Raw genomic sequence first — 24,149 nt, forward strand, 5'->3', positions numbered from 1 at the left:
GGAGTCGACGAGACGTCGAGACAGCATCGTGTTCGGCTATCGTTCCGCCAACGGGTATAGGCGCGGCCTCGAGCGCCCGTCGCCGCTGTCACACGCCGTGCGAGCGGCCAGTCAGGCGGGCGCTCGTCGCGTCCGCGATCGGCTTAGACCGCGTCAGTCCCGGTGGCACCGGTTCGAATCTGGGTGGCCTGCTCGACCGGCAGGACGAAGACCTTGCCGTCGCCCGGCTCGCCGGTGTGGGCGGCGTCGGCGATGGCGTCGACGACAGCCCCAGCGGGCACGTCTGCGACGACACACTCGAGTTTGAGCTTCTGGTGAAGGTCGACGGTATATTCCTCGCCACGCCACTGACCGGTCTTTACCGGCTGGGACCCGCGGCCGGAGACGTTCGTCACCGTCAGCGAGGGCGCGCCGATTTCTGCGAGGGCCGTCTTGATCTCGCCGAGCCTGTCGGGACGAACGTACGCGACGACCTGCTGGACGTCAGTCATCGTCGGATACCTCGCCGCCGTCGGCCGCGGGCGTCCCCTCCGGCGGGCGGCCGGGTGAGGTGACGTCGTCGACGATGTTCTTTCCGAACTCGGGGTACGTTTCGATGCCGTGCTCCGCTGCGTCGAGTCCCTCGATCTCTTCGTCGCGGCTCACGCGCGCCCAGCCGACGGCCTTCAACGTCCCGTAGACGAGCAGCGTGATCCCGGCAGCCCAGACCCCGAGGACGACGACGCCGGCGATCTGTGCAACGAGTTGGGAGACGGCAAACGCCGATGTCGTGTCGACGAAGGGGACCGCGAGAGCACTGAGGAGGCCTGCCGACCCGTGGACCGGGAAGACTGCGCACACGTCGTCGATACCGGCTCGCTCGAGCCCCTCGAACACCAGCGGGACCTGTATGCCGGCGATGAGGCCGACGACGAGCGTCCCGCTCCAGCCCGCGACCGCCGCGATCGAACAGACGCTGACGAGGCCGGCGAGGAGACCGTTGGCGGTCATGAGGGTGTCGACCTTACCCTGGCGGGCGTAGCCGACGGCCGCAGCGCCGATGCTGCCGGCTCCCATCACCAGGGCCGTGTTGAGCGCGACCCGACCCGCGTAGGCATAGTCGCCAAGCGCCAGTTCGCCGCCTTCGGAGACCTGGAAGACCTCGACTGCGGTCCCGACGTTGAAGCCGAACCAGCCAAAGGCGAGGATGAGCGTTCCGAGGATCGCGTAGGGCAATGAGTGGCCGGGAATGACGTTTGCAGAGCCGTCCTCGTCGTACTTGTCGATCCGTGGGCCGATGACGTACGCCGCGGTCAGGCCACAGACGCCGCCGGTCATATGGACGACGGCTGCCCCGGCGAAGTCCTGGAAGCCCAGTTCCGCCAGGAACCCGCCACCCCAGGTCAGCCCCGTTGCGACGGGGTAGATGAGCGCCCCAACGACCACCGTGAACACGAGGTAACCGCCCAGCTGTGCCCGCTCGGCGACGGCACCGGAGACGATCGACGCGGCGACCATCGAGAACGCCGCCCCGAACAGCCAGTTCGCCCAGACCGTCGAGCCGCCGTTGATGTAGCCGAACGCACCTGCTGTACTCCCGCCGGTCGTCACCGCGGCGACGAGCGCCGACACGCCAGCGCCTACGAAAAAGTAGGCCATGACGCCGACCCCCCACGTGAGTACGTTCTTCGTCAGCTGGTTCGCGACGTTTTTCGACCGGACCTGACCGGACTCGAGCATGCCGAAGCCAGCGTGCATGAAGAACACGAGGAAGGCTGCGACGAGGACCCACACGAGGTTGACCCCTTCGGCGACCGTCACCGGATCGGCCTGGAGCGGGGAGACTAGCATCCGTCCACCCTCCCGGCGTCGATCGGTGACTGGTACTGGGCCGACGACCGTCCACCGGCCCGCGTGCGTACGTGCTTACGCACCGTCTGACTCCGGCTCGACGCGGCGACGGGTCCGTTCCGGCAACCGGTATCTGAACATCTTCTCCCTATCCCAATATTTTGCACACACATGTTTTGATTACCTCGGACAACCGAAACGGTTGTAGTCCGATGGGGGAGTGTATAGGTGATTGTCTGTTATACGCTGGTCACAACTGGCCGGTAGTAAAACCGTCTTGGCGAGTAACTGTCTTCACGATTCTACGATCATTCTCTTTTGCCAGTATAATTCGGATGTATGTGTGATGTATAGTCGGATATGGAACGTATGATCCTCTTATTTGTACTATAGGGAAAACACTTCAATCGACTCCCACAGTCAATTTCGTATGGGTACCGAGCCGTCGATGTATCTGAAGGAACTAGGGTTGTCCGAATACGAGGCGTGTGCATACGCCTGTCTCTTGCGTCGGGGGGTATCGACTGCACAGGAGGTCTCCGACGGAGCTGGCGTTCCGCAACCGCGGGTGTACGACGCGCTGGACGACCTCTCACGGAAGGGCTTCGTCGACGTCCAACCGGGCCGGCCCAAGAAGTTCGGGCCGGTCGACCCCGACGCCGCGATCGAGCGCTTCTGTGAGTTCAAACAACGCCAGTACGACGACGAACTGGCCCGCATGCACCGACTCGGCGAACAGTTGTCGGAGGCGGTTGACGACCAAACGGCACCGACCGAGCAATCGGAGATCTGCTGGACGTACGCCGATCGCCACCGCATCCTTGAGAAACTCTCCGAACTCACGGCCGCGGCGACGTCGGAGATTCGGATGATCACGACGCCGGCCAGTTTCGAACGCATGCTCAACCACCACGTCGAAGAACTGGCACGGAAAGCCGCTGCCGGGACGCGGATTCAGGCGGTCGTCTCCGACGACGGCGTGCTCTCGCCGGCCGTCGCCGACCGCGCTGCGGAGATCATGGACGTTCGACGGGTCCCGAACGTCGAGGGGCGGATCTATCTCTACGACGACGCACACGTCCTCGTCGCCTTTGCCGCCAACAACGCCGACGGCTACGTCGGCATCTCCACGACGAGCGATACCCTCTACTGGACGCAGTCGCAGTTGTTCGATCTGCTCTGGGCGAACGGCCGTGAGATGAGCCACCGCGCCACCAGTCCCGACGCTGGCGCCGCTCGCGCCGGCGACGACGCCTGATTCCGCGAGCGATGGGCTGCCGCCGAGAGAGCCGAAACAATAACACCGCCGCGCTCGAGAGAGCCGTACGTGACGCCCGCTGGTGCCGTCGCGACGGGACCGGATCTCTGCCGACTCGTCGCTGTTCCCGTCTTCGCCTGGGTCGCCTACCGCGATCTCGAGACCAGACGCGTCTCGAGTAGTGTCTGGATTCCCCTCGCACTGCTGGGGACCGCCCTGCTCGTCTGGGACGGCTGGCTGGCCTGGACTGCCGGCGAGACCGTCTGGACCTACGACTTTCTCATCCCGACGGCGCTTAGCCTGGGGCTTGTCGTCCCGATCGCCTACCTGTTTTGGTGGGTCGGCGGCTTCGGCGGGGCCGACGCGAAGGCCCTGCTCGTCCTGGCCGTCCTCTTTCCGACGTTCCCCGAGTATACGCTGGGTTCGTGGACGCTGCCCTTCGAGACGCCGCCGCTCGGGGCGTTCTCGTTTACGATCCTGACCAACGCCGTCCTCGTCGGGGTCGCGCTGCCGCTCGTTCTCGCCGTTCGCAACGCCGCCGCGGGCCGGTTCGCGCCGGTGATGGTCGTCGGCTGGCCGATCTCTTGGGAGCGGGTTCCGGAGACACACGGTAGCCTACTCGAGACGCCGGCGGGGCTCACCCGCAGCGGGCTCGATCTCGACGCGCTGCGGATGTACCTCCGCTGGCGGGGGCTCTCGCTCGCGGAGGTACGCGAGCGACCCGACCGGTATCGCGATCCGGCGAGCCTGCCCGCCGAGCCGAACCCGCCGACTGACGGGGCCGTCACCGCCGACGGGGGGCCGCGCGGCGACGGCGGTACGCTCGCGTCGGACGACGATAGCGCGGCCGCCGAGGCCGAGGACGGCTCGACGACTGCCATCGAGTACGATGATCCGTGGGGTGCCGAGACGTTTCTCGACGACATCGAGGGCTCGGCGTACGGGACGACCCCTGAGACGCTCCGTGACGGCCTCGAGGTACTCGCCCGCGAGGAAACGGTCTGGGTCTCGCCGGGAACGCCGTTTCTCGTCCCGGTGTTCGTCGGCCTGCTGATCGCGCTGGGTTACGGTGACCTGTTGCTGGGCACGCTACTCTGAGTACAGCGTTCGCTCGTACAGCGGCACGATCACCGTCCAGACCAGGACGAACGCCGTCCCGACGCCGATCAGCACCAGCCACGGCTCACCCGTGCCGGTCGGCGCGCCGCTTACAAGCAGGACGAACGTCCCGAGAAAGAGCAGACACGAAACGAGAACGCTGCCCAGCTCGAGGGCCATGGCGACAGGGTACTCGCGAACCTGAGCGACGATATCGGCGAGCATCATACCCGAGACTCACACGCGGGGAGTAAAAATAACCCGGCAGTGTGCGAAACCGATACTGAAACCGTGATCCGTGGACGATTCAGGCTCGAGATTCGATATCGTCGGCGAGCTCGTCGAGTTCGTCGTCGTCGAGTTCGGGCCGCTGGCCGAACATGGCGTGGATGGGGCCAGCGTCGTCGTCCTCGAAGCGGGGGACGATGTGACAGTGGACGTGGGGCACTTCTTGGCCGGCCGCTTCGCCGTTGTTGAACGCGACGGTGGTCGCGTCGGCGTCGACGGCGTCCTCGACAGCGGGAACCATGCGGTGAATCGTCGCATAGAGATCCGTGGCGACGTCGTCGGGCACGTCGTCCAGCCGTTCGTACTCGTCTTTCGGAATTACCAGCGTGTGGCCAGGTGACAGCGGATTGGCGTCCAGAAAGGCAACCGTGGTCTCGTCTTCGTAGACGATTCGTGCAGGGATCTCTCCCTCGACGATCTGCGTGAAGATCGTACTCATACGGGAGTGTGTGTTGGCCCACTGTAAGAAGGTTATCGCCCGCACGTTACGGACCACCCGACGGCGACCCGGTGTGGGGGAAGATGCCAGTGGTGACAGTCGCCATCCGTTTGCCTCGAGAACGAGTCTGATGAAAGCGGCAGGCGATCCCGAAATCGGCAGTGACTGTCGTGAAACGAGGTGAGTACCGTAGTTGAGTTAAACGAAATCGTTTAGCGGGTCTATACTTACCCGGGACCCGGTATACTGACTAATCGACGGGGAGGACAACTGTCGTTGCCGACGGTGTCCGTCTCTGAGACATCACACGCCCCGTCGATAAGAGATCGCCCCGACGTCGCCGATCTCTCCCTACCCCTACCCATTTTCATCCCTCAATGGATAGGGGGCTCCGATGCCAGCCTCCGGCTGGCGATTTCTGCGTGCATCGGGAAACGTGGTAGGCACACTTCTCGAGCGTCGTGACCAACCACCCTCGAGCGACCGCTCGGTGCGATACCACTGAGGGAGTACGCCGACGACCCGCTTCGCTCGAGTCAGTTACCCAGACCATCAACGGACACAGCGAGCTTGGTTTCCAAACCGTAGATTATTACAGAAATATACGTTCTAGATTGACTATCCGTGAAATAGTACAGGTATCCACTACAGCCATTATAATGATTGCCGGCTTAGTCGTGGGTATCGTTTAATCGAACACGGCACGAAGATCCGTCCTGACGATCGACCTCCCGGCTCGTACGCGACGTTCGGGCCGGGAACAGCGATGGGTCGTGCTCGAACGGCTGGCTGGTGCCGAGTGCGAGCGGCCGACATCGCCGATCGGTCGATGGCAACAGCGACACTCGCCCGCTCCCGGCGTCGACCGGTCGAATCTCGCCACACCGTCACCGTGTCGTCTCGAGCACGGCGGCCGACTGCCACTCGAGGATCCGAAGCGCAGCGAGGAGATTCACACGATGGGAACGATACTGTACGCGATCGAGCGACCGTTCATGCGAAAGACGTTCGAGGCGATCGACCGCCACGTCGACAGCGAGTCGGCGTACGTCCCGGTTCGAGCGAACGCCCGCGGCTGTAGCGACCGCATCGAGGAAATCGAGGTGGACGACCCCGGCGCGGTCGACGAGAACGTCCGGGCGATCGACCCCGACGTAGTCGTCTACAACCACCGGTTCGGCATCGAGCGTTTCACGTTCTACGAGGAGTACCCGCTCGTCCACGTGCGCCACGGCGCGTCGATCGGTCGCGGCGAAATTTCCGTGACGGCGACGACGATCCTGGAGCACGTCAGCGCCGCGCTCGCACCCGGCGAGCGGTGGGCGGCGGCGTACCGGGACGCTGCGCCGCCGGACGTGCGCGTCGCCGTCGTCGGTATCCCGGAAGCCGACGTGCTAGTCGATTCGCCGCCACCCCGCGACCGGCGGGTGCTGTACGCCCCGACCAACTACATGGTCGGCCAGGGAGCGTACGCGAACACGGCCCGCTCGGTCGTCGAGTGTTTCGCCGACAGTGAGTACGAACTGCTCTTTCGACCCCATCCGACTGACAGACGCGAGGGCCCGGGACTGCCCGTCACGCGAGCGTGTCGCGACCGGATTGCAGAGTTCCCGAACGTCGTCTTCGACACGACCACGACGCCCGCCGAGAGCATGCGCCGGTCGGACGTGCTCATCTCGGATTACTCCGGCTCGATCGCCGAGTGGCTCCACACGGGCCGGCCGTTGATCCAGTTGACCGACATCGACGCGCCGGACCGCGAGGTGCCGCGGATTGGCACCACGACTGACGCGATCGATCTCGAGCTCGTCGACGACCTGTATCGCAACGGCGAACCCGACGCTGTCGCACGCCGACGCGAGGAGTGGCTCGCAGACCTCGGCATCCCGATGGACGGCCGAGCGGGCGAACGCGCCGCCGAGGAGGTGATGCGATGCGCGCAGTGATCTTAGCCGCGGGTGAGGGCAAACGAATGGGCCATCACACCGACGACGTCCCGAAGGCTTTCCTCGAGTTCGACGGGCGGACGCTGTACGACCGCCAGCGCGAACTGCTCGAGCCACACGTCGACGGCACCAGCATCGTCCTCGGCTATCGCCACGACACCGTCCTGGAGCGGTACGATCCCGACGATCCGATCGTCCTCGCGGACTGGAATCAGTACGAAAACGCCGCGTCGTTGCTCCTCGCGCTCAGACGCATCGACGACGACCTGTTGGTGCTCAACGGTGACATCCTCGTCGACGAACGCGAACTCGAGCGACTGACCGAGCAGTTCGACGCGCTCAGGGGCCGGCTCAACCTCGTCGGCTGTATTCCCGGTATCCAGAGCGAATCGACCGCGATCCGCTGGGACGACGCGGGACGTGTGACGGCCTACGGGCTCATCGAGGGCCACCAGCACGCCGGCTTCGGCATCGTGAGCCGCAACCATCGACCGGCAGCGATGCGAATTCTCCAGGAACGGCTCGACGACTGGTACCCCTACATCTACCCGAAGACGCCGACACAGCCGCTGTTGATCCCGGCGACCCGTCACGTCGAAGTCAATCGCCCGGCCGACTTAGAGCGCGCTCGAGCGTGGCTCGCGTCCGAGCGGATCCAGTGTGCGTGATCGACGGCCGGCATGAGGGCTGTCATAACAGGACTTCGTCACCGACTGCCGATTACCGAGACAGTACGAAAGACGAGACATTGTGTACGATTGGCCACTCTACTGCGAGGGAAACAAAATATTGATGCGTCCTGACTCCTGCGATCTCGATAGATGGAGATTATCGGCCATCGTGGCTGTGCAGCGCAGGTTCCGGAGAACACACTCCTCGCAATCCGTGAAGCCGCCCGCCGACTGCCCGCCGTCGAGGTGGACGTGCGGCGCTGTGGATCGGGTGAACTGGTCGTCGTACACGACGAGACCTTAGACCGCGTCGCTGACGTCGATCGACGAGTTGCAGAGACGCCATGGTCCGAGCTGCAAGACCTCACCGTCCTCGAGTCGGACGAGTCGATTCCGCGCCTCGAGGCGGTGTTGCGAGCCGTGCCGGACGACGTCACCGTCCAGCTCGAACTGAAAGAGCACGGTATCGCGGCGGACACGCTACAGTTGGCGATGGCGGCCGGCGCGGACGTCCGCGTCTCGTCGTTCCTGCCGGAAGCGATCGCGGAAATCGAGGCGGCCTGCCTCGACGTACCGAACGGACTGCTCTTCGGCGAGGAGCCCGAGGCAAACCTCTCGCGGGCCCTCGAGTACGACTGCACGCACGTCTTCCCCCACTACGACCTCTGCGTCGAGACGGACATCGTCCCTAACGCGCGTGAACACGACCTGAACGTTATCGCCTGGAAGGCGGCGCGGACGGTCGACGACGTCCGGACCCTCCACGAACTCGGCGTCGACGGCGTGACCGCGGACCGCTGGGACATCGCTCCGCCAGCGCTCCAGCCGACGGTGACGACACACGGATAGTCACGAACCGCCGGCTGGAAGCGCGCCTCGAACACCGCGAGAGGCGCGTACTGAACGGGTCAGCGGCTTTCCTCCGCCGTTCCACGGCAGTTCTCGATCGTCTCCCCGATCGCCTCGAGGTACTCCGCTGGCTCGTAGCCGAGCCGGCCGATCCAGACGTCCTGATACGAGGGATGGAGAATCGGCACGAGATGAACGCCGAGCCGGTCACACCACACTGGCTCGAGCACGCTGTCGAGAAAGCCCTCGAGGTCTCGCCCCTCGGCTGCGAGCACGCTCGTCGTCGCGTGTTTGCCGGTCGCGAGCACGACCGTCGGCGCTACGTCATCGAGTTCGGTCAACAGGTGCGTCCGGCAGGTCGCTCGTTCCTCGTCGGTGGGCTCGCGGTTCGTGGTGGGATCGTCCGGATCGGCTGGAAAGCATTTCACCGCGTTCGTGTAGTAGGCATCGTCGTAGCCGATCCGCTCGAGCATGCGGCGGATGCGCCGGCCGGAGTGGCGCGACGTGTAGGCCTTGCCGGTCCAGTTGCCGCCCCGCCAGCGCTCCGCGCTGGGGTTTCCGTAGCCCGGTGCCTCGCCGACGACCACGACGTCGGCGTCGCGGTCGCCGGTTCCCCACGAGATGCACTCGCGAGCGTCGGCGAGGGCGCGACAGCGCGCACAGTCGGCTGCGAGGACGTTGCGACTGGTCGGATAGGCGGGTTCGCCGGCCGTCGAGTCGGTGTTAGCGTCGGTGTCTGGGTCGGACGCAGGCACACTCGAGCGTCCGTTGCCGAGGCAGTAATTCGAGTCGGTTCGGTGTGATCATAGTCGTGTGATCGCGTCGCACGCGAGGGGACAGGTTTACCTTAGCTGGGTGGCTACCTGCGTGCTAATGACATCGATCGGTCCGGAACTGCTCGTGGAATCACTCTCGCTGATCGTCTATACCGTCGTCGCCGGCGCGTTGACGGTCGGCGGCATCCTCGTCGAACAGGCGAGTCTCCAGCATCTCGGTGCCGGCGAGGCGATGATCGCGCTGTGGCTGGCTGCCCTCGGCGGCGTCATGCTGTATGCGGGCGTGTACGGGCTCGGCTATCAGAAGGTCCTCGCGGAGTACGTCTAAGCGATCGCGACTCGATTTTGCGTACTGATACTGACCAGCGGAGCTCGGCGGAACCCGCAATATCGATTCCTCTTTACTGCCGGAGGCGATTAGGTCGGATATGAGCAGGTTCGGCGAGGTCGACGACCAGTACGACCCACACGAACTCGAGCAACGGGTCTTCGAGTACTGGGACGACGTCGACGCCTACGAGCAGACGGTCGAGCACCGATCGGACGGTGAGTCTTTCTTCTTCGTCGACGGCCCGCCGTACACGTCGGGGTCGGCGCACATGGGGACCACCTGGAACAAATCGCTGAAGGACGTCTACCTCCGCTACCTGCGGATGCAGGGGTACGACGTCACCGACCGCCCGGGCTACGACATGCACGGGCTCCCCATCGAGACCCGCGTCGAGGAGCGCCTGGGCTTCGAGAACAAGAAAGACATCGAGGAGTTCGGCGAGGAGAACTTCATCCAGGAGTGCAAAGACTACGCCAACGAGCAACTCGAGGGGCTGCAGTCTGACTTCCAGGACTTCGGCGTCTGGATGGACTGGGACAACCCCTACAAGACCCTCGAGCCGGAATACATGGAAGCGGCCTGGTGGGGCTTTTCGAACGCCGCCGACCGGGGGCTCGTCGAGAAGGGCCACCGCTCGATCTCGCAGTGTCCACGCTGTGAGACCGCGATCGCGAACAACGAGGTCGAGTACGAGGACGTCGAGGACCCCTCGATCTACGTCAAATTCGACCTCGAGGACCGCGAAGGTTCGATCGTCATCTGGACGACGACGCCGTGGACGATCCCCGCGAACACCTTCGTCGCCGTCGACGAGGAGGGCGACTACGTCGGCGTCCGCGCCGAAAAGGACGGCGAGGAGGAACTGCTGTACGTCGCCGAGGCCAAACACGAGGAGGTCCTGAAGGAGGGTCGCTACGACGATTACGAGATCGTCGAGGAGCTGACCGGCGAGGACCTGCTCGGCTGGTCCTACGAGCACCCGCTCGCCGAGGAGGTGCCGGACCACGTCGATGCCGAGGGCGTCTTCGAGATCTACGCCGCCGACTACGTCGACACGGACGGCGACGGCACCGGCCTCGTCCACTCCGCACCCGGCCACGGTGAGGTCGACTTCGAGCGCGGCCGCGAACTCGGCTTCCCGATTTTCTGTCCAGTCGGCGGTGACGGCGTCTACACCGAGGAAGCCGGCAAGTACGAAGGCCAGTTCGTCAAGGATGCCGACGACGAAATCATGGCCGACCTCGAGGACAACGGCGCGCTGCTGGCCTCCGGTACCGTCCACCACAGCTACGGCCACTGCTGGCGCTGTGACACGGGCATCCTCCAGATCGTCACCGACCAGTGGTTCATCACGGTCACCGACGTCAAGGACGAACTCCTCGACAATATCGAGGACAGCGAGTGGCACCCCGAGTGGGCTCGCGACAACCGCTTCCGTGACTTCGTCGAAGAAGCGCCGGACTGGAACGTCTCCCGGCAGCGCTACTGGGGCATCCCGCTGCCGGTCTGGACGCCCGAAGACCGGGATGACGATGAAGATATGATCGTCATCGGCACTCGCGAGGAACTCGCCGAGCGCGTCGATCAGGACATCGATCCCGAAGCCGTCGACCTTCACAAGGACACGGTCGACGATCTCACCATCACCGAGGACGGCACCACCTACACCCGCGTGCCCGACGTGTTCGACGTCTGGCTCGACTCCTCGGTCGCATCCTGGGGCACGCTCGACTACCCCTCGGACGACAGCCGGTTCGACGAACTCTGGCCCGCCGACCTGATCCTCGAGGCTCACGACCAGACACGTGGCTGGTTCTGGTCCCAGCTGGGGATGGGCACCGCCGCACTCGGCGAGAGTCCGTACACGGAGGTGCTGATGCACGGCCACGCGCTCATGCCCGACGGCCGCGCGATGAGCAAGTCCAAGGACATCCTGATCGATCCCCACGAGGCGATCGACCGCCACGGCCGGGACGTCATGCGGCTGTTCCTCCTCTCGAACAACCCACAGGGTGAGGACATGCGCTTCGACTGGGACGGGATGCAGACGATGGAGAACCACCTCCGGACGCTGTGGAACGTCTTCCGGTTCCCGCTGCCGTACATGCGCCTGGACGACTTCGATCCCCAGCAGACGACGCTGGACGAGGTCGACGACGCCCTCGAGCCCCTCGACGAGTGGGTACTCGCCCGGCTGCAGTCGACGAAAGCCGAGATGACCGCTCACTTCGAGGACTACCGCCAGGACAAGGCTGTCGACGAACTCCTCGAGTTCGTCGTCGAGGACGTCTCCCGGTTCTACGTTCAGGCGGTCCGCGAGCGGATGTGGGAGGAAGACGACAGCGCCTCCAAACAGGCTGCCTACGCGACGATCTATCGGGTGCTCCGCGAGAGCGTCGCCCTGCTTGCACCCTACGCGCCGTTCATCAGTGAGGAGATCTACGGCACCCTCACCGGCGAGGATGGATTCGACACCGTCCACATGGAAGACTGGCCCGACGTCGACGAGTACTGGGAGGACCAGCAACTCGAGGAAGACGTCTCCCTCCTCCGCGCCATCGAGGAGGCCGGCGCGAACGCCCGACAGCAGGCCGGCCGCAAACTCCGCTGGCCGGTCCCGCGGGTCGTCGTCGCCGCCGACGACGAGCGAGTCGTCGAGGCCGTCGAGCGCCACCCCGGACTGCTCGAGGAGCGGCTCAACGCCCGCGAGATCGAACTCGTCTCGCCCGACGAGCGCTGGGGCGAACTCCAGTACAGCGCCGAGGCGGACATGAGCGAACTCGGCCCGGCTTTCGGCGACCGCGCTGGCCAGGTCATGAACGCGCTCAACGAGGCCCGCATCGACGAGCCGAGCCTCGAGGCGCTCGAAGATGCCGTCGCGGACGTCCTCGAGGACGACGAGGAGATCACTGACGAGATGGTCTCGTTCGTCACCCAGACGCCCGACGACATCGCCGGCACCGCGTTCGGCACCGACGGCGACGACCGTGGTGTCGCCTACGTCGACGCCTCGCTGACCGACGACATCGAGAGCGAGGGCTACGCCCGCGAGGTCATCCGTCGCGTTCAGGAGATGCGCAAGGATCTCGATCTCGACGTCGAAGAGCGGATCGCGCTCGACCTCGCGATCGACGACGACCGCGTCGCCGACCTCGTCGCCGAGCGCGAGGATCTGATCAGCCAGGAGGTCCGTGCCGACGAACGCCGCACGGTCGAGGACGGCCACCGCAAGGAGTGGGACGTCGACGGTGTGACGATGGAGATCGCGCTCGAGCCGCTGGCGACTGCGGAAGCGTCGGAATAGGACTGCCGAGCGAAGCGAGGCAGCTTTTTCGTCCAGATTTTTCGAGGAGTGGTGAGCGAGGTACGAGTGAACCCGACGAGAAAAAGGTGGATGCCGAGATCGCATTCGAGCCGCTGGCGACTGCGGAAGCGTCGGAGTAGCTCTCGAGCAGTCCAACGCGGTTTTTGTCAGCACACGTTTCGAGGGCCACGACGAGCAGTGCGTAGCCTTGCGAGGTTCCAGCGGTGATTGTGTCTGTTTCTGGCCGTTCAAAATGAGCTGAACGGTTCGCAAACGCGGGAAAACGGCCGCAACGACGACTCCTCTATTTGGGACAGCGGGTCGCTGTCTCGAGTACAGCAATGACTGGCAATCGACTCGAATACGCTGCAGTCGATCGTGAGACGGTCCGACGGATCGGGAAACTGCTGCTTGTCACTCTGTCGCTGATACTGCTGTTGACGCTCGTCTCGTTCTTGCCCGGGATCGACCGACTGGTCCCGGGGTCGCCGATCACGTTCCTCGCGGTCGTCAGCGCGATCGTGACGATCGCGACAGTTGCACTCCTCCTCTCGCTAGCCCCTGCGGTCGCGACGCTCGTTCACTCGGTGGTCCAGAGGCCAACACAGGTCGCCGAGGACGTCGCTGCTATCTCACAGCTGCTCGTCGTGTTCGTCGCGATGGTCATTGCCCACCGTGGACTGGCACCAGCGGTAGTGCCGCTGCTCGGGGAGATCGCTTGGGTGTACGATGTCGTGTTTTTCGCGCTCACGCTGCCCCCGCTCGCGATCCTTGCCGTCCGTGTGTACGTCTCACTCGATCCCCTGGCTGACCTGCTGGCCGAGCGGGTGACGCGGTCGGCGACTGACGGCGAGGAGACGCAATAAGGGTGAGAACGCGGCTTCGACGCTGTCCCGGATTTTCCCCGAGTACGGGGACTACCGGTCCGAGAAGCGGCGAATGCATGGAGACGGGAAACGAACACGAGCGGGAAAAATAACCGACATAACGTGACAGTCACGGTGTCATAAACGTCTTGACTGCTGACTGACCAGCAATGGGTAGTGGCTGCTCGAGCCCCAACCGTCGCGTTCGTCGTCTTGCTCGTCTGTAGTCTGCCGGCCGGCGTCGGTGCCCTCGAACCGGCGCAGCCGGCGACACCTGCTGGGACCACCGCTCCCACCGGGGAACTGGTTGCGAGTCCCAGCGAACCGCTCGGCTCGGTCGGAGCGAGTACCGGCTCCAGAGACGTCTTCGACCGAACGACTGTCCTTCGCCATCGTCCCGCCGACACCGACGTGTTCGAGACGGAGACGACGTTTCACGTCCCCGACGCCGTCACCCAGTTCGAGATCGAACTCCAGCAGGGTGCGAGCGTCGAATCGGTGACGGGCCTCGAGCGGACGAGCGAGCGGACCTACGAATGGACCGGCGCGACCGACGAGCCGACGATCCGCTACACGATGCCGGCCGACCGGCGAGGCGGGAGCTACGGGACACGGACGTCGGAGACGGGGTACACGTTCGTCGATACGGGCGACTGGGGGATCGTCCCGGTTCCCTCGCTCAACGTTTCCCTGCGACGGACCGACCCGGTCGGCATCGAGGAGACGGTGACCGTCGACGGCCCGGGCGCGACCGGCGGCGACATCGCGGTTTTCGGTCCGGTGACGACGCACGAGCGAGCGACCGACGGTGGAACGATCCGGCTGGTCGTCCCCGAGGCCGCACGGCTCGAGGAGTCGCCGGATGCGATCCTGACGGCGCTGGCGGACGCACGTGACCGCCTCGCGGTCGGGATGCGACGTGACGAGGTGGTCGTGATCGCAGCGCCTACCGAGGCCGACTGGGGGCCACGCGGGATCCAGTACGGCCGCGCCGACGCGTGGGTCGTCGCCGATGCCGAACTCGACGAGCCGAACCCGGCTTGGCTCCACGAGTACGTCCACGTCCGGCAGCGCTTCTCGAGTGCGGCGACGGACACCACACCGAAGACGGCGTGGCTCGTCGAAGCCCAGGCCGATTACTACGCGGGGCTGCTCGCATTCGAGCGCGGCGACACCGACTTCGGCGACTTCAGCGACCTCCTCGAGCGTGGCGAGCGCTCGCCCTACGCCGATGGGGTGCTGGTCGATCGCTCGACGTGGAACGACGACCGCACTCACTACGTGAAGGGGGCGCTCGTCTACGGCGAACTCGACCGCCGACTGCGGCTCGCGACCGACGGTGATCGTACGCTCGCGGATGTCTTCCGCTCGCTGAACGCCCAGGAGGACCGGATCACCGAGGCCGACTTCCTGCGAACGCTCGAGGAGTACGGCGGGGTCGACGTTCGGGTTGCTGCCGAGCGGTACACGCGAACCGAGGCGACCCCGGAGATGTGGTCTCGGAGCCAGCAGTCGGCGGCCTTCGAGCAGCCGGTCGCGGCCTTCGAGTACGGGGTCGGCTCGGAGCCACTCGAGGTGGCAGGCCAGGAGTGGCCGCACTGGAACGCCTCGGGGACAGCTGGGACCGCCGGTGAATCTGGTGGCGTGATCGCGGTCCCGGCCGGTGAACCGGTGTCGCTGCCGGTCACGGTCGAGAACGTCGGCAGCCGGAACGGAACGTACGACGCGACGCTGCAGGTCGACGGCCGGCCAGTCGATGCTCGTCAGGGTCGACTCGCAGCCGGCGAGGAGGCACAGCACCGCCTCTCGTGGACCCCGGCTGAACCCGGCGAGTATGCGGTTCGTGTCGGCTCCGAGCGACTGACTGCCGTCGTTCGCTCGGCGGCGAGTGTGACCGTCACCGATCTACACGTTTCGGCCGAGCGCGTCGAGCCCGGCGAGCCGGTGACGGCGACCGCAACGGTCGAGGCCGCCGGCGAGCGGCCTGCTACAGCCGTCATCGCGTTCCGAACCGCCGAGGGTGTCGTCGCCGAGCGACCGGTGGCGCTCCGAGCCGGCGACTCGACGACGATCGAGGCTGAACTTCGATTCGACGACCCGGGCCGGTACCAGATCGCCGTCGGTGACCGAACCACGACCGCACGCGTCGGCAGCGGGCCGACCGCGGCGCTCGAGACGGTGTCCGGCTTCGGGATTCCAGCGACGCTCGTCGCCGTTGCGATGCTCCTCATCGTTGCGATACGAGCGCGCCAGTACTGACAGGTGGCTGTGGCTCCGTGTTCGTCGCTACTCGAGGTCGACGCGGAACCGACACGCGTCGGCCCCGTCGTCGACGCAGGCCGTCTCCGTGACGGTTGCGTCGCCGTCGAACGCGGCGACGACCCCCTCGAGAATCCCGTGGGCCATGCCACAGTAGGTGGTGTCGCGGTGAGTCTCGTAGGTGACGACCCCGTGATCGGACTCGAGACGGGAGGAAATCGCAGGCAGTGACGCGTCGTCGGTGGCGGTTTCGATGTCGTCGTAGACGCCCTCGAGTTCGCCGAGCAGGTCCGATACCGTCCAGTTGCGGCTGACGTGGGCGCTGAACGTCGAGAGCAGTTCGGGCGCGAGCGTTCGACCCACGTCGCGTTCGATCGCGCGCCTGTCCTGGGTAGCCATCCCCGACAGCGTCTCGAGGACGGCGTCGATCTCGGCGTCGTCGTAGTAGCTAACTGGGAGGTAGAGCGTCGGCTCGAGGCCGGCGCGGTCGACGATCGTGTCCCAGGTCTCGTCGTCGGTCCGGTCGACGACGTACTCCTTGAGGGTCTTGTGGACGATCCCGTGCATTGATACGTTCGTGCAGGTGTCGGCGCAGTTCACACAGCCGACACCGCACCGTGCGAGACGCTAACGACTAGGCCACGTGTGGGCGAGTACTTAACCGTTTGCTTACAGGTACGACGCGAGCGCCGGTGCGACCGAGACAGTGCTGACGCCGCGCTCGATGGTGTCGGTGCCGTAGATCGCTTCGACGCCGGCCCGCGAGAGCTTCGTGACGGCGTTGCGAGCCAGCAGCGGGTGGACGCAGGTGACGTAGACTCGTCCGACCGAGCGCTCCCGGAGGACGCCGATGGCCTCACTCATCGTCGAGCCAGTCGCGATGATGTCGTCGACGACGACGACGTCGCGGTCGGTCACGTCGACGTCGCTCGGCGTAATCTCGACCTCGGTACCGGAGTGGCGAACCTTCTCGAAGTAGTCGGTCTCGCCTTCGCCGTAGGCCGCCTGGACTGTCTCGGCGAGGCCGATCGCGCCCGCGTCGGGCGAGAGGAAGACCGGATCCACGAGGTCGTCGGGCAGTGGCTCGGCCAGTCGGCCCGCGGCGTCGACGGCCGTCGCTGTCGGCTCGAAGAACTCACAGCTCGCTTCCTCGTGGGGGTTGACAGTCAGCACGCGATCCGCGCCCGTCGAAATCGCGCGGGCGACCGCGCGCACGGAGACGGGATGTCCTGGTTCGAACGCCGCGTCCTGCCGGCCGTAGCCCAGATACGGCAGGACGGTGACGACCTCGTCGACGCCGGCCTCGCGGACGGCGTCCTGGAGCTGGAGCACCTCGAGATGGGCGTCGCTCGAGACGGTCGAGGCGACGATCACTGCCCGGTCGGGCTCGGCGTCGGCGACGCCGGGGGCGGCCGCGAGCAGTTCGCCGTCGGGAAACCGGTCGTACTCGACGGCGGCGAGCGGTTCCTCGAGTTCACGAGCGAGCGCTGCGGCGAGCGCTTGGGACGTGGATCCACTGACGATCATAGTCGGTGGCACACTCCGCGGGCTAAACCAGCTTTCGTTCTCGTCCGCGCTCGGCGCTCGAGCGTGCCGAATCCGTCGCGTCCGTGGCTGTCGGCTACGCGCTGGTGTCGTCGCTGCTCCCGTCGTCGGCACTGCCCGGGCCGCTGCTCGTATCGCTTAAGACCGTCAGCGCTCCGTCCCGGTCGATCCGCACGAAGAGGTTCAGACACGACGGCTCGTTCCAGTCGGCCGGCGTTACCTCGACCGGCTCGCTCTGGTCGACACGGACCGTCACGCGGAACTGCCCCGGCTCGGACGGCCAGTTTCGCTCGAGGGTCGTGCCACCGCCAGCCTCGAGCGCCTCGGTCGCCCACGCTTCGATCGTCCGGTCGAACTCGACGATGACGTCGATCGTGTGGGCGGACTGGTCCAGGTTGTCGACGGTGATATCTCCGAGGAGCGTCCCCGCGGTATCGACCGTCGAGCGCTCGTCGGCTCTGCCGTCGTCAGGCTCGTCGCCGTTGCCCCTGTTTCCATCGGTTTCGTCGCCGCTGCCCATACAGCCTGCGACGGCACCGGTACAGGCGGTGCCGGTCGCGGCCAGGAGTCGTCGTCGTGAGAGATCGCTTATCTATCGAAGGGTGTCATTCATGATAGTTAACTCTTGCAGGCTTCGTTTCTCTCCCGACTGCCACGAGAACGGCGTGTGGTCGGTTACTGCGTGCTGGCGTGTGGCGGCACGGCGAGGCCCGCAACGTCCCTGACGCCCAGCGCTCGCGTCCGCCACTCTCCGTCGCTCCACGCGAGGAAGGTCCCCTCGTCCGTGACGGCGTAGGTCGTCTCCCCGTAGCCGACGTCGACGAGGTGCTCGTCCGTGTCGTCGATCGCGTGCCACTCGTCGGCGACGAACTCGTAGACGCCGTCCTCGGCGACTGCGTGTGCGCGGATCAGTTCACCCCGGTCCGAGCGTGGGTCGGTGGCGACGGTCTCAAACGTACCCTCCAGGACGGTCATCCAGCCGTTGCCGAGCTTGTAGAGGCCGTCCGCGGTGGCGGCCAGTGGCACGCCAGCAGCCGAGACGTCACGTACGTCCGACAGGCCAGCGTGCTCGAGGCCGCCGTCGTGGACCCGATAGACGCCGTCGTCGGTGCCGACGAGGTCGCCGTCGATCGCTCGCACCGCCGTCTCGAGGTCGTCCTCGAGAGGTCTCCATTCGTCGACACCGGCTGCCCGACGCGCAACGCGACCGTTCGGACCGGCCGCGAGCAGGGCACCGTCGTCGTAGCCGACGGCAACTGCCGGTCCGAACCCTGTCTCGACGAACGGCTCGGCGGCGGCGACCGGCGCGTCGTCGTCACGGTCGGTTTCTTCGAGGGCGAGCACGCGAACGTCGTCCTCGGTCGCGACGGCGACGGCATTGGGACTCGCTGCGACGTCTCGAGCCCCACAGCGCTCACAGAGGCCGAACTCGCCGACGGTGTCACCGGCGACCCGGACGCGAACGACGCCCATCGCGCTCGCGACGTAGGCCGTGATCGCCCCCTCGCGATCGCCGTAGACGCGTTTCTCCTCGATCGAGTGCATACAGGAACGTGAGGGGGGCGGGCCGAAAACGTTCCGCCCTGCATCCGAGAAGCACGTTGCGGAATCCCTTTGAGGAATCCGGCCGGACTAGCGTGTGATGCAAGTCTTCGGATCGAGTGGGACGCGGGGCGTCGCCAACGAGGAACTGACGCCCGCGTTCGTCCTGCGCGTCGCGAAAGCGGCGGGGACGACCTGGGGTGACGGTCACGGTGGGGACCGGGTTGCAATCGCTCGCGACACCCGCTACACGGGGCGGATGCTGGCCGATGCGGCCGCCAGCGGGCTCGCGAGTACGGGTGCCGACGTCGACCGCCTCGGAGTCGTTCCCACGCCGGGAGCACAGGCCTACGCCGAACGGGAGGGGGTGCCGGTCGTGGTCATCACGGCCTCGCACAACCCGCCGCCGTACAACGGCGTCAAACTCGTCGGGTCCGACGGCGTCGAACTCTCCGTCGCTGCCCTCGAGGAGATCGAGGAAACCCTACTCGCCGAATCCTTCAGTGTCGCCTCGTGGGACGAGACGGGGCGCGTCCGCGAGATCGACGGCGTCGGACGAGCGTACGTCGACGAACTGCTCGCAGCCACCGACCGAGAGACGATCGCCGACGCCGACCTGACCGTCGCACTCGATCCGGGCCACGGCGCAGGCTCACTGACCAGCCCCGAGTTCTTCCGAAAACTGGGCTGTCGCGTCGTCACCGTCAACGGCCAGCCCGACGGCCATTTCCCCGGCCGCGACCCCGAACCTGTCCCCGGCAACCTCACTGATCTGGGCCGCCTCGTCCGCGCCACCGATGCCGACGTCGGCATCGCCCACGACGGCGACGCCGACCGCGCGATCTTCTTCGACGAAGACGGCGAGTACGTCGAGGGCGACGCCACGCTCGCCGCGCTCGCCGCCGCCGAACTCGAGGCCGGCGACACGGCCGTCTCGGCGGTCAACGTCTCCCAGCGGCTCGTCGACGTCGTCACCGAGGTCGGCGCTGACCTCGAACTCACCCCGATCGGCTCGACGAACATCATCACTCGCATCCAGGAACTCGAGGCGAACGACAGACACGTGCCGATCGCCGGCGAGGGCAATGGCGGGATCTTCTTCCCCGACTATCGGCTCTCACGGGACGGGGCGTACACGGCCGCGCGATTCCTCGAACTGGTCGCCGAGCGACCGGTCAGCGAAATCGTCGCGCCCTACGACGGTTACATCAACGTCCGGCGTAACGTCGCCTACGAGTCGACAGCCGAGCGCGACGCGATGCTCGACGCGGCGGCCAACCAGGCTCAGGCCGCCGACGCCGAGCTCAACACCCGCGACGGCTACCGGCTCGACTACGGCGACGCGTGGGTGCTCGCTCGCCCCTCCGGCACCGAACCGCTCGTCCGGGTCTACGCCGAAGCCCGCGACGGCGACCGCGCCGAGGCCCTCGCCGAAGACATGTACGAGGCGCTGACGACTGCGAAAGCCGACGCATAACGCTGTTTTCGGGTGCGCGGGTCGTTACGCCCGCTCGATCACGACGAGATCCACTCTCGAAGCTCTCCGTCGACGACGATCCGGTCCCCGACGTCGTCGAACGTGACACCGCCGTAGGCGACGCGACTGCCGGGGCCCACGTAGAGACCGACAGTGCCACAGTCGGCCGCTCGGGCGGTCGTGAGCGTCGCGTCGACGTTCTCCCTGAATCGGAACGACTGGTGGGCCGCGCCAGTCGCGGTCACGCCGCTGAGCTTCAGGTCGGCCATGTCGTCGAAGATGATCGCGTTCGTGAACGGCCCGCTGACGGTGACATTTGATATCGCAGCGCCGTCGAATCCGGCCGCGTACAGCCCCGATCCCGCGGCCATATCGCCGTCTTCGGTCCTGATCGTGACGTTGCTGATCGTCAACTCCCGGCGGCCGTCCGCGACGTGACCCAGGGTGATCCCGCGTGCGTTCTCGCGACACGAGACGCCGTCGATCGTCAGGTCCGCGACCGCCTCGTTCGGATCGGCTCTGATCGCCGTATACCCACAGCCGGTGATCTGACCGTCCGTGATGGTGATCCCCTCGTTCGTCCCACGGTGCAGGTGGACCCCGTAGTCGGGGTCGTTCGCCGGGTCGATCTCGAAGTTCGTAAGCGTGCAGTCTCTGGTCGGCGTTCCGTCGTCCGCGACGAGCACGTCGTCGCTGCCGTCCCAGACGCTGTTCCAGCCCGTTCCTGACTGCTGGCTGTCGAACTGCACCGGCGCGTCCGAGTCGCCTTCGCCGCCACGCGTCGCCCAGTAGCCGTCGATGACGACGTTTTTCGATGAGACGACGTCGATATGGTGATAGTGAATGCGGTCGCCGTAGATCCGCTCCAGCCGGACGTTTGCCGCGTGGGCGGGCATGATCCCCGTCGACTCCGGCGAGTCGATCCGGACGTTGCAAACGCCCCAGTTCGACGCGCCGTCGTAGCCCGGCTCGTCGTAGCCCATATTCGAGAGCAGCGCACGCCCGTTCTCACCGTCGGGGCGAATGCCAACGAGGACGGTCGCACGGCCCGCACCCAGCACGATCGTGTCGTCGCCGATCAGCGGCGTCCGCTCGAGCAGATAGCGCCCCGGCGGGAAGTACACGATCCCGCCGCCGGCCGCGGCGACCTCCTCGAGGAGGTCGGTGACGGCATCGCCGACTTCGGTCGTCCCGTCGCCCTCGATGCCGTGGGCCTCGACGTTCCAGACGGGGGTCTCCTTGGTTCGAGCGTGGGCGATCCGGGCGGCCTCGAAGTGACTCGTTCCCGGGACCGGCTGGTCGTCGCTGCCGCGACCGCTGAAATAGGTCCAGTCGTCGCTCGCGGCGTCCCAGCGCCAGGTGATCCCCTGGTCGGTCGCGTGATATAGTTCGTCGTCGTGCTCGCCGGTTGCCGGGCGATCGGCGATCGGGCCGCGGACGATCGCGTGTGCGTCGATCGCCTCGACCGCGTCGGTGTGGTCCCACGGTTCGCCCTGCTCGTACGTCCCGAGGCCGAGACGTGGCGTGTGATCGACCATGCTCACTCGGCTCCGTACCCGTCTCCGTACGCCGTTCCGTAGCCGGTTTCGGCGGCTGTGCTATCCGTACACCCCGCAAACGCGAGAATGCCAGACGTTGCGATGAGGACGTCCCGCCGTCCCGGCCCTGAACCGTCCATGACATTTGACTCGTCTTCCAGCGTATAAACCACCTGTTAGGCGGCCGACGGTCTACTCGAGCTGTCCGTCGATCGCGGCGCTGACCGTGTCCCACTCGTAGCTCTCGAGGAGGGTTCCGTCGACGAAGACGGCCGGCGTTCCGGGGATGTCGCGGTCGTCGCCCGTCTGTTTGTCCGCCTCGACGACCTCCCGGTAAGCCTCCTGGTCGGCCGCCGCGGCGATCGTACAGCCGTCGATGTCGTGGTCGTCGGCGACCTCGCGGATGAACTGGTAGCCGTCCTCGCCGAGTCGGGATTGCTCCTCGTAGAGTGCCTTGGCGAAGGAGAAGAACGTCTCGGCGTCGGTTCGGTCCTGCACTGCGCGGGCGGCCGAGGCGGCACGCCACGACCAGGTCTCGTCGACGGGGATCGGGTAGTCGAAATAGCGGTAGCGGACGTCACCGGGCTCGATGTAGTTCGATTCGATCTGTGGATAGACATTATTGGAGAACGTCGCGCAGTGTCCGCAGGCGAAGTCCTCGAAGACGTCGACGGTGACGGCGGCGTCTTCCGGGCCGAGTGCGGGCCGGGAAAGCGACTCGACTGTCTCGACCTCTCCGCCGTCGCAGTCGTCGGGGAGCGATTCGCCGGAACCGCCGAGACAGCCGGCTGTGGTTGACAGCGCGAGCGTTCCACCGAGCGCAACGAGAGTTGACCGCCGCGTCGTTCGCATAGTCGGTGGAAGGGGGCAGCGACATATATACGATGCCGTTTCTGAACGCGTGTGGTTCCCACGCAGACGTTCTCGGAGTCAACCCGTGATCTCGGACGATGTCAAACCGGATCGTCGACCGCGAGCGCGTTCACCAGTCGCTCCCGTTCGGCCCGCAACGTCTCGAGTTCGTCGGCGACGCGGCCGTCGGCCAGCCGCTCGCGTTCGGCGGGCGTCAGCTGGGCGACGGCCTGGGCTGCGGTCTGTAAGCGGTCGTAGTCGGGGTCGGTCGCCAGCAGCCGGACCTCGCGCAAGGCCGCGACGACGTCCTCGTCGGCGACCCGCGCGACGAACGGCTGGTACTCCCGCGTCCGCGCTCGCAGGGCGCCCGCGGGATCGGGCGGCCAGTCGATCGTCAGCGGCTCGGCGTCGATGCTCTCGAGATAGGTCTGCTGAGTCGCGACGTTTCGTTTGAGTTCATCGGCGCTGTCGACGTAATGCGAAAGCTTCGAGCGCGAGTAGTCAGCGTACTCGAGCAACTCGGGGATGGTGTACTCGCCAGCCGGGTCGTTCCGGACGTACTCCAACAGGTCGTCGGGCGGCTGCACATAGGACACGAACGGATACCACCGGCTCCGCTCGACGAGGGCGAACACCTCGCGTGCGCTGGTTTCGAGTCGATACGCCTGAAAAGCCTCGCGGATCGCCTCGTTGTAGCGCTCGATGGGGTCGCGAAGTCGCTCGACCGGGGCATCGAGGTCCGCATCCGCGAGTTCGAGCAACCGCTCGCGCTCGTCGATCTCGTCGTCGATCGTCCGTAGCCGTCTGTTCGCGGCTTTGCGGGCCTCCGCCAGGTCCTCGCGGGCAGCCTCGCGGTCGTCGAGCATGTCCGCATATCGGGCCGCAGGCTCGAGGGCGTCGCGGGCCCGTTCGAAGTCCGCCTCGCTGAGTCGGCGTTTGTCGATCGCCTCGAGGGCGTTCTCGAAGGCCGCGTGCTCGGGGAGGTCCTCGGAGAGTCCGGAGACGAGCCCGTCGAACTTTCCCTCGAGTTCGATATATGCTTGAAAATTCTCTTTGCCGGTCCCGGTCGCGCGATCGACGTAGGTCTCTAACAGATCGGTTGCGGCTCGATAGGCGGCCGCAACCTCCTCGACGGTTTCCTCGTCGTGATCGTCGATCCGTGTCTCGATCGTCTCGAGGCGCGCGCGGGCGGCCTCGAGGGACTCGAGCGGTGTCGGATCGTCGTTGGTACTGTCGGCGGCGTCGGAGCGGGCGTCGGAGGGCGGGACGCGCTCGCTCAT

Annotated in this window: 21 protein-coding genes and 1 pseudogene; 10 read left to right on the forward strand and 12 right to left on the reverse strand. The window is 66.1% G+C overall.

The annotated features are described in order from the left end of the window. Nucleotides 1-143 precede the first annotated feature (143 nt). Nucleotides 144-1,830 (reverse strand): annotated as a pseudogene (locus ACFR99_RS17450) (ammonium transporter). A 430-nt stretch (nt 1,831-2,260) separates the two neighbouring features. Between ACFR99_RS17450 and ACFR99_RS17455 the strand changes: the two are divergent. Then, the gene (locus tag ACFR99_RS17455) at nt 2,261-3,088 is read left to right on the forward strand and encodes a TrmB family transcriptional regulator (protein WP_390290084.1); all 828 of its coding nucleotides are present in this window, start codon (nt 2,261-2,263) and stop codon (nt 3,086-3,088) included. A 69-nt stretch (nt 3,089-3,157) separates the two neighbouring features. Then, nucleotides 3,158-4,186, forward strand: coding sequence for an A24 family peptidase (locus tag ACFR99_RS17460; RefSeq protein WP_390290086.1), 1,029 nt, complete (start codon nt 3,158-3,160; stop codon nt 4,184-4,186). Here ACFR99_RS17460 and ACFR99_RS17465 read toward each other — a convergent pair. Next, nucleotides 4,178-4,414 (reverse strand): hypothetical protein, encoded by a 237-nt coding sequence (locus ACFR99_RS17465; protein ID WP_390290089.1) that lies wholly within the window; start codon nt 4,412-4,414, stop codon nt 4,178-4,180. The genes ACFR99_RS17460 and ACFR99_RS17465 overlap by 9 nt on opposite strands. 79 nt (nt 4,415-4,493) lie before the next feature. Next, nucleotides 4,494-4,913: an HIT family protein gene (locus ACFR99_RS17470; protein WP_390290092.1), complete on the reverse strand. Its 420-nt coding sequence runs from the start codon at nt 4,911-4,913 to the stop codon at nt 4,494-4,496. Between the two features lie 773 nt (nt 4,914-5,686). On the opposite strand from ACFR99_RS17470, the gene ACFR99_RS17475 reads away from it, so the two are divergent. From ACFR99_RS17475 to ACFR99_RS17485, 3 genes are all read left to right on the forward strand, one after another. Beyond that, nucleotides 5,687-6,859 (forward strand): CDP-glycerol glycerophosphotransferase family protein, encoded by a 1,173-nt coding sequence (locus ACFR99_RS17475; protein ID WP_390290095.1) that lies wholly within the window; start codon nt 5,687-5,689, stop codon nt 6,857-6,859. After that, complete coding sequence (locus ACFR99_RS17480; protein WP_390290098.1) at nt 6,847-7,527, forward strand: NTP transferase domain-containing protein; 681 nt, start codon at nt 6,847-6,849, stop codon at nt 7,525-7,527. Before ACFR99_RS17475 ends, ACFR99_RS17480 begins: the two co-directional genes overlap by 13 nt. Before the next feature lie 153 nt (nt 7,528-7,680). Continuing rightward, complete coding sequence (locus tag ACFR99_RS17485) at nt 7,681-8,379, forward strand: glycerophosphodiester phosphodiesterase (RefSeq protein WP_390290101.1); 699 nt, start codon at nt 7,681-7,683, stop codon at nt 8,377-8,379. Between the two features lie 59 nt (nt 8,380-8,438). Here the strand turns inward: ACFR99_RS17485 and ACFR99_RS17490 are convergent, their stop codons facing one another. After that, the gene (locus tag ACFR99_RS17490) at nt 8,439-9,134 is read right to left on the reverse strand and encodes a uracil-DNA glycosylase (protein ID WP_390290104.1); all 696 of its coding nucleotides are present in this window, start codon (nt 9,132-9,134) and stop codon (nt 8,439-8,441) included. Between the two features lie 118 nt (nt 9,135-9,252). On the opposite strand from ACFR99_RS17490, the gene ACFR99_RS17495 reads away from it, so the two are divergent. The 4 genes from ACFR99_RS17495 (at nt 9,253) to ACFR99_RS17510 (ending at nt 15,915) form a co-directional block, all read left to right on the forward strand. Beyond that, entirely contained in the window at nt 9,253-9,483 is a 231-nt protein-coding gene (locus ACFR99_RS17495) for a hypothetical protein (RefSeq protein ID WP_390290106.1), read from the forward strand. 100 nt (nt 9,484-9,583) lie between these two features. Further along, the gene (gene ileS, locus ACFR99_RS17500) at nt 9,584-12,790 is read left to right on the forward strand and encodes an isoleucine--tRNA ligase (RefSeq protein WP_390290109.1); all 3,207 of its coding nucleotides are present in this window, start codon (nt 9,584-9,586) and stop codon (nt 12,788-12,790) included. Nucleotides 12,791-13,131: 341 nt separating this feature from the next. Next, nucleotides 13,132-13,656: a hypothetical protein gene (locus ACFR99_RS17505; protein WP_390290112.1), complete on the forward strand. Its 525-nt coding sequence runs from the start codon at nt 13,132-13,134 to the stop codon at nt 13,654-13,656. Between the two features lie 177 nt (nt 13,657-13,833). After that, nucleotides 13,834-15,915 (forward strand): CARDB domain-containing protein, encoded by a 2,082-nt coding sequence (locus ACFR99_RS17510; RefSeq protein ID WP_390290114.1) that lies wholly within the window; start codon nt 13,834-13,836, stop codon nt 15,913-15,915. A 27-nt stretch (nt 15,916-15,942) separates the two neighbouring features. Here ACFR99_RS17510 and ACFR99_RS17515 read toward each other — a convergent pair whose 3' ends face one another. From ACFR99_RS17515 to ACFR99_RS17530, 4 genes are all read right to left on the reverse strand, one after another. After that, a complete protein-coding gene (locus tag ACFR99_RS17515) occupies nt 15,943-16,482 on the reverse strand; it encodes a heme NO-binding domain-containing protein (RefSeq protein ID WP_390290117.1) in 540 nt (179 codons plus the stop codon). A gap of 102 nt (nt 16,483-16,584) precedes the next feature. Next, nucleotides 16,585-17,442: a ribose-phosphate diphosphokinase gene (locus ACFR99_RS17520; protein ID WP_390290120.1), complete on the reverse strand. Its 858-nt coding sequence runs from the start codon at nt 17,440-17,442 to the stop codon at nt 16,585-16,587. A 94-nt stretch (nt 17,443-17,536) separates the two neighbouring features. Beyond that, nucleotides 17,537-17,980 carry a hypothetical protein gene (locus ACFR99_RS17525; protein ID WP_390290123.1) on the reverse strand — a complete coding sequence of 148 codons (444 nt, stop codon included), beginning with the start codon at nt 17,978-17,980 and terminating at the stop codon, nt 17,537-17,539. Nucleotides 17,981-18,135: 155 nt separating this feature from the next. After that, on the reverse strand, nt 18,136-19,005 hold the full coding sequence (locus tag ACFR99_RS17530) for an HVO_0234 family beta-propeller protein (protein ID WP_390290126.1): 870 nt from the start codon (nt 19,003-19,005) through the stop codon (nt 18,136-18,138). 97 nt (nt 19,006-19,102) lie between these two features. Here ACFR99_RS17530 and glmM point away from each other — a divergent pair, with 97 nt between their 5' ends. Continuing rightward, nucleotides 19,103-20,479: a phosphoglucosamine mutase gene (gene glmM, locus ACFR99_RS17535; protein ID WP_390290129.1), complete on the forward strand. Its 1,377-nt coding sequence runs from the start codon at nt 19,103-19,105 to the stop codon at nt 20,477-20,479. 38 nt (nt 20,480-20,517) lie between these two features. Here the strand turns inward: glmM and ACFR99_RS17540 are convergent, their stop codons facing one another. From ACFR99_RS17540 to ACFR99_RS17555, 4 genes are all read right to left on the reverse strand, one after another. Further along, complete coding sequence (locus ACFR99_RS17540; RefSeq protein WP_390290132.1) at nt 20,518-22,017, reverse strand: glycosyl hydrolase family 28-related protein; 1,500 nt, start codon at nt 22,015-22,017, stop codon at nt 20,518-20,520. 2 nt (nt 22,018-22,019) lie between these two features. Then, on the reverse strand, nt 22,020-22,157 hold the full coding sequence (locus tag ACFR99_RS17545) for a hypothetical protein (protein ID WP_390290135.1): 138 nt from the start codon (nt 22,155-22,157) through the stop codon (nt 22,020-22,022). Between the two features lie 52 nt (nt 22,158-22,209). Beyond that, on the reverse strand, nt 22,210-22,869 hold the full coding sequence (locus ACFR99_RS17550; RefSeq protein ID WP_390290138.1) for a DsbA family protein: 660 nt from the start codon (nt 22,867-22,869) through the stop codon (nt 22,210-22,212). Nucleotides 22,870-22,970: 101 nt separating this feature from the next. After that, nucleotides 22,971-24,149, reverse strand: coding sequence for a DUF7118 family protein (locus ACFR99_RS17555; RefSeq protein ID WP_390290141.1), 1,179 nt, complete (start codon nt 24,147-24,149; stop codon nt 22,971-22,973).

The organism is Haloarchaeobius amylolyticus (genome assembly GCF_042678045.1).
Lineage (GTDB): Archaea > Halobacteriota > Halobacteria > Halobacteriales > Natrialbaceae > Natrinema > Natrinema amylolyticus_A.